The organism is Gilliamella sp. Nev6-6 (genome assembly GCF_001690605.1).
GTDB classification, from domain to species: domain Bacteria; phylum Pseudomonadota; class Gammaproteobacteria; order Enterobacterales; family Orbaceae; genus Gilliamella; species Gilliamella apicola_C.
Genome location: NZ_LZHP01000083.1, coordinates 1 through 5,395, shown reverse-complemented (window position 1 = coordinate 5,395; position 5,395 = coordinate 1). Strand labels below are relative to the sequence as shown.

At 33.7% G+C, this 5,395-nt stretch carries 7 protein-coding genes; all 7 read left to right on the top strand.

Annotated elements, in window-relative coordinates; translation table 11 throughout:
* The first annotated feature begins 469 nt into the window (after nt 1-469).
* On the top strand, nt 470-1,054 hold the full coding sequence (plsY, locus tag A9G42_RS09775) for a glycerol-3-phosphate 1-O-acyltransferase PlsY (RefSeq protein WP_065581769.1): 585 nt from the start codon (nt 470-472) through the stop codon (nt 1,052-1,054).
* Between the two features lie 203 nt (nt 1,055-1,257).
* Nucleotides 1,258-1,863, top strand: coding sequence for a recombination mediator RecR (gene recR / locus A9G42_RS09770; RefSeq protein WP_065581768.1), 606 nt, complete (start codon nt 1,258-1,260; stop codon nt 1,861-1,863).
* A 123-nt stretch (nt 1,864-1,986) separates the two neighbouring features.
* The gene (locus tag A9G42_RS09765; RefSeq protein WP_065580303.1) at nt 1,987-2,805 is read left to right on the top strand and encodes a pyridoxal phosphatase; all 819 of its coding nucleotides are present in this window, start codon (nt 1,987-1,989) and stop codon (nt 2,803-2,805) included.
* Between the two features lie 24 nt (nt 2,806-2,829).
* The gene (gene truC / locus A9G42_RS09760) at nt 2,830-3,537 is read left to right on the top strand and encodes a tRNA pseudouridine(65) synthase TruC (RefSeq protein ID WP_065653319.1); all 708 of its coding nucleotides are present in this window, start codon (nt 2,830-2,832) and stop codon (nt 3,535-3,537) included.
* A gap of 154 nt (nt 3,538-3,691) precedes the next feature.
* Nucleotides 3,692-4,108, top strand: coding sequence for a DUF4878 domain-containing protein (locus A9G42_RS09755; RefSeq protein WP_065653318.1), 417 nt, complete (start codon nt 3,692-3,694; stop codon nt 4,106-4,108).
* Nucleotides 4,109-4,181: 73 nt separating this feature from the next.
* A complete protein-coding gene (locus A9G42_RS09750; protein ID WP_143426149.1) occupies nt 4,182-4,475 on the top strand; it encodes a hypothetical protein in 294 nt (97 codons plus the stop codon).
* A gap of 58 nt (nt 4,476-4,533) precedes the next feature.
* Nucleotides 4,534-5,395, top strand: an 862-nt coding sequence (locus tag A9G42_RS09745) for an IS256 family transposase (RefSeq protein WP_065652685.1), incomplete at its 3' end; no start/stop codon positions are given.

Below are 5,395 nucleotides of genomic sequence, written 5' to 3'. Positions count from 1 at the left end.
GGTAAATTTTGTTTCGAAAAAATCAATTAATGACTAACATAATGTAAATCATTTGTTCGCTATTGTAAAATGAGTAATGCTATTTTGCGCTAATCTTAAATCAAAAATGCCCTTGACAAACTATAAAAAACGTTTATTTATTTGCCTATATATTTACCAATTTTTGAATTAAGCTATTTACTAAACTATAAGAAGATCATTTTTTCGACGAATAAGATCACAACCTTGCTCATACAGTTTTTTGAAGCGATAATCGCTATCATAGGAATACCCCATTGCTTTATAGACATGTTAAACTGTTTTTTTATTGTTTAGCTAGCTGTAAAAGCTTTAATTTGGGGTTGATGATTTGTAGTTTAATTTGTTTCTGACTCCTGTATTTAGGTTATAAAACAACTTAAATGCTAGATTAAATAAAGACTATTATAAGAAGTAAAGGAGTTGTATTTTGATATTACAAATTATATTGATGATTATCATTGCCTATCTTGAGGGATCACTTTCTGGTGCCATGATTATCAGCCGAATCATGCATTTGCCTGATCCTTCTGAACATGGCTCACATAACCCCGGTGCGACCAATATTTTACGATTAAATGGCAAATTACCCGCTATTTTTGTTTTAATTTTTGATATGTTAAAAGGTGCTATTCCCGTTTATATAGCTTATCGGCTTGGAGTGACACCTTTCTTTTTAGGGATTATTGGTATTTTTGCTTGTTTAGGACATATCTTTCCCTGTTTTTTTCATTTTCGTGGTGGCAAAGGAGTTGCAACTGCCTTAGGTATGATGATTCCAATAGGTTTTGATTTTACAGGTTGTTTTATTCTGACTTGGCTACTGGCGCTATTCATTACTGGTTATTCATCCGTGGCTGCGATTGTTGGCTTTCTTATGGCGCCTTTTTATGTTTGGCTATTTAAACCTGAGCTCACTTTACCTGTTTCTATGCTTTCATGTTTGATTATTATTCGCCACAATAGTAACATTGCACGCCTTTTGAAAGGTGATGAATTAAAAAGTTACCATCGTACAAAAATAAAAAATGACTAAAATCTATCAATAATAAGTATAGATTTAACAATTTATTATGTAAATTGTTGTCTGCTAAGTACTATTGTGCCTACGAATTTGCCTACAATTTTTCAATTTTCATCAACATTAAATAAACCTTTAAAATAATTCTTATTTAATAGATTATTGAAAAAAGGTATTATTAACCTAATAATTTAAAACTGCGAGAAATAAATTAATTCATGCAAATAAGTCCATTACTAGAATCTCTTATGGAAGCACTGCGTTGTTTACCTGGTGTTGGTCCAAAATCGGCACAACGAATGGCCTTTCATTTATTACAACGAAATCGACAAGGTGGTATTAAATTGGCTCATGAATTGCATGAGGCAATGATAAATATAGGCCATTGTAAAGAGTGTCGAACATTCACCGAGCAAAATATTTGTTCTATTTGTAAAAATGCTCGCCGTCAAAGTAGCGGACAGCTTTGTGTGGTCGAAACACCAGCTGATATCGTTGCCATTGAACAAACTGGGCAGTATAGTGGTCGTTATTTTGTATTATTAGGTCACTTATCGCCATTAGATGGTATCGGCCCTAGCGACATTGGTCTTGATTTATTAAAAATCAAACTAGCATCAGAACCAATCAATGAAGTTATTTTAGCCACTAATCCAACCGTTGAAGGCGATGCGACAGCTAATTACATTGCGCAAATGTGCGCAGAGTTTAATGTAACAGCAACTCGAATTGCTCATGGTGTACCAGTTGGTGGTGAACTTGAAATGGTTGATGGTACAACACTTTCTCATTCATTTATTGGTCGTCAAAAAATAGAGTTTTAGTGTGACTTGATCTCGTGGTCTAGTTTATCATATAGCATATTAGTTATGTGATTAGTTAGTTATATGATTAGTTAGTTATGCGATGGTTAGCTAGACCATAATAATTACGCAAAGAGGATAAATATGAAATATAAAGCCGTTGCCTTTGATATGGATGGTACATTACTTACCAGTAATCGTTTAGTTCTGCCAGAAACAGCCAATATGATCAAAAAAATAAGCGATCAAGGTGTAAAAGTGATTTTAGTTTCAGGGCGCCATCATTCTGTAATTTACCCTTATTATTACCAACTTAACTTATCAACGCCAGCAATTTGCTGTAATGGCTCTTATCTTTACAATTTTGAAAATGAGCAATTGTTTGCGGGAAAACCAATGACAAAAGATCAAGCAAAAACATTATTGGAGTTAGTTAATCAGTATAAGATACATACTTTAATTTATACTGATCAATCGATGACTTATGAAGTTCTTGATGATCATCTTGAAAGTTTTTTTAAGTGGGTTAATACACTACCCACCTTTTTACAACCAGAAATCAAAAAAGTGAATAGCTTTGAAAAACTGATAGATGAATCTGCCTCAATTTTCAAATTTGCCACAAGTAGCCATAATATATCTGCATTGCAACAGTTTTCAAATGCAGTAGAGGCATTAGATATGTTTTCATGTGAATGGTCTTGGTCAAATAGAGCGGATGTTGCAGTGAAAGGCAATACCAAGGGCAATGGTTTAACTCATTGGGCAGAACACGAAAATATTGATCTAAGTGAAATAATTGCTTTTGGCGATAGTTATAATGACATCAGTATGCTATCTGTTGCTGGATTAGGAATTGCAATGGGGAATGCTGATGATGAAGTGAAAGCTAAAGCAAGTTATGCCATTGGCGATAATAATAGCCCAAGCATCGCAATAGAACTAGAAAAACTCTTTTTATAATTGATTAGTTAGTAATAATAAAATATGTTTGAAATTATTTACCAAGATGACAATCTAATCGCTATTAACAAGCCATCTGGTTGGCTTGTACATCGCAGTTGGCTAGATAAACATGAAACGGTTGTTGTTATGCAAACTTTGCGAGATCAGATAGGTCAACATGTGTTTCCCGTTCATCGGCTTGATCGACCAACATCAGGAGTACTATTATTTGCGCTCTCTAGCGATATAGCACGAATAATGTCTGAACAATTTGCAACGAAGCAAATTGAAAAAACTTATTATGCCATTGTGCGAGGTTACGTGGAAGGTGAAGCTATAATCGATTATCCTTTAGTTGAGGAATTAGATAAAATCGCCGATAAATTTTCTGATAAAAACAAGCCAGCACAAAATGCAGTGACTTTTTACCGAGGTATTAGCAAAATTGAAATACCCATTAAAGTGAGGAAATTTGATAGCGTAAGATACAGTTTTGTCGAATTAAAACCACAAACAGGTCGTAAACATCAATTAAGACGCCATATGAAACATATTTTTCACCCTATTTTAGGGGACAGTAAACACGGCGACCTTCATCAAAACCGAGCATTTGCTGATTATTTCGGTATTAAACGATTAATGCTTCATGCCCATATACTGAAAATCACACACCCTATTGAACAAAAGCAAGTAATATTAAAAGCTACGCTCGATCCTAATTGGCAAAATATCTTATTAAATTTCAAATAACCATTTTTGTGCTTTAATGAAATTGCTTTTTTTAGGTAATTACATAGTATCATTTTTGTCACTTTCCTTAGATGCCATTTTTTAATTTATCTACATTTTTATTTTATCTAGGAAAGCACTTATAAATTTAAATAAATCTATAATAGGAATGAAAATGAAAACAATTATTAAATTTTTTAGTGTGTTTTTACTAGCCCTGATGGTAACAGCTTGTTCATCAGAAAAAACACCAGAACAAGTAGCAGAAAAATTTATCACAGCAATCTACAAAGGTGATTTAGATACCGTTATGGATCTGATCTATTTTCCTAAAGAAGATAGCAAAGATATAGATATGACAACGCTTATGAAAAGTAAAATGCAAGAAGCGCTTAAAAGAGGGAAAGCGTTTGCCGATGAACATGGTGGTTTTGATAAAGTCGAAACAGCACCTGCAGAATATACCAATGATGAAAAAACAATGGCTAAAGTACAAGCTATCGCTTCTTTCAAAGATAATACTAAAAAAGATGAAAAAAACATCTCATTAATCAAAGTTGATGGTAAATGGTTAATTCGTATGAAAATATAAATTATAGCTAATGTTAATTGTTATGTTAGAAATGATAAAAGGGTAAAATTTTACCCTTTTTAATTGCGAAACAATGTTGACGAAATATTACCGTTTCTTTCCTATTATTTTTCTCATGCTGATAAATTTTGCATTTGCTAATCAGCTTGCTTCTTCTTCCAATCAAACCATTGAATTGCCTTATTCTATAAAGGTAGGAGACTGGGTTTTTAGGAAAGGTATACAAAGCGATAGTTTTATTGTCAATCAGTTAGGTGGCGGTGATTTCTCACATATTGGTATGATTATATCAATTCAGCCAGAGATTAAAATTATCCACGCTACAACAAGTGATGATAATAATCGCCTCAATCAAGTAATTGTGTGAGACTGTTCAATATTCTGTGTCATTTCGGTAAACTATGTAACAAAAAAGGAAATGACCCATGTCCCAAGAATTTGATTTTGAAAAAGCATTAAAATTATTACAAAATGGTCAACCGCTAACGGGTAAAGATGGTATTTTAACGCCATTAATCAAGCAGCTAACAGAAGCGGCGTTATCGGCGGAATTAGATTCTCATTTAGCCAACGACATTACCCCTAATCGGCGTAATGGTAAGAGTTCAAAGACAATAAAAAGCTCATCAGGCAGTTTCGAACTTGATGCACCAAGAGATAGAAACGGTTCATTTGAACCTCAACTCATCAAAAAAAATCAGACAACATTAAACGATGAAATTGAACAAAAAATTCTCAGTATGTATGCGCTGGGGATGAGTTATAAAGATATCAGCCAGCATATTGAAGAGATTTATGCTTTTCGTCTTTCTCCTGCAACTTTAACCGCCATTACAGATAAAATCATTCCTGAGCTCAGATTATGGCAACAACGACCGCTAGAATCGCTTTATCCGTTTGTTTGGATGGATGCAATTCATTATAAAGTAAAAGAAGATGGGGTTTATCACAGCAAGGCTGTTTATACTGTACTTGCACTTAATTTAGCCGGAAAAAAGGAAGTATTAGGCTTGTATTTATCTGAAAACGAAGGGGCTCATTTTTGGTTATCGGTGTTGACCGATTTACAAAACCGAGGATTAAATGACATTTTAATTGCTTGTGTCGATGGATTAGTTGGCTTTCCTGAAGCGATTAATACTATTTACCCACAAACAGAGGTTCAACTTTGTGTTATTCATCAAATCCGCCATTCAATTAAGTATGTTGCCTCTAAACATCACAAAGCATTTATGAGCGATTTGAAACTTGTTTACAAGGCGGTCTCTCGTGAAGCAGCAATTGATG

Excerpts from the sequence above, each read along its gene's own strand:
- recR (WP_065581768.1), top strand. The coding sequence starts at position 1,258 with ATGCAAATAAGTCCATTACTAGAATCTCTTATGGAAGCACTGCGTTGT.
- A9G42_RS09765 (WP_065580303.1), top strand. The coding sequence starts at position 1,987 with ATGAAATATAAAGCCGTTGCCTTTGATATGGATGGTACATTACTTACC.
- A9G42_RS09750 (WP_143426149.1), top strand. The coding sequence starts at position 4,182 with ATGTTGACGAAATATTACCGTTTCTTTCCTATTATTTTTCTCATGCTG.
- plsY (WP_065581769.1), top strand. The coding sequence starts at position 470 with ATGATTATCATTGCCTATCTTGAGGGATCACTTTCTGGTGCCATGATT.
- truC (WP_065653319.1), top strand. The coding sequence starts at position 2,830 with ATGTTTGAAATTATTTACCAAGATGACAATCTAATCGCTATTAACAAG.
- A9G42_RS09755 (WP_065653318.1), top strand. The coding sequence starts at position 3,692 with ATGAAAACAATTATTAAATTTTTTAGTGTGTTTTTACTAGCCCTGATG.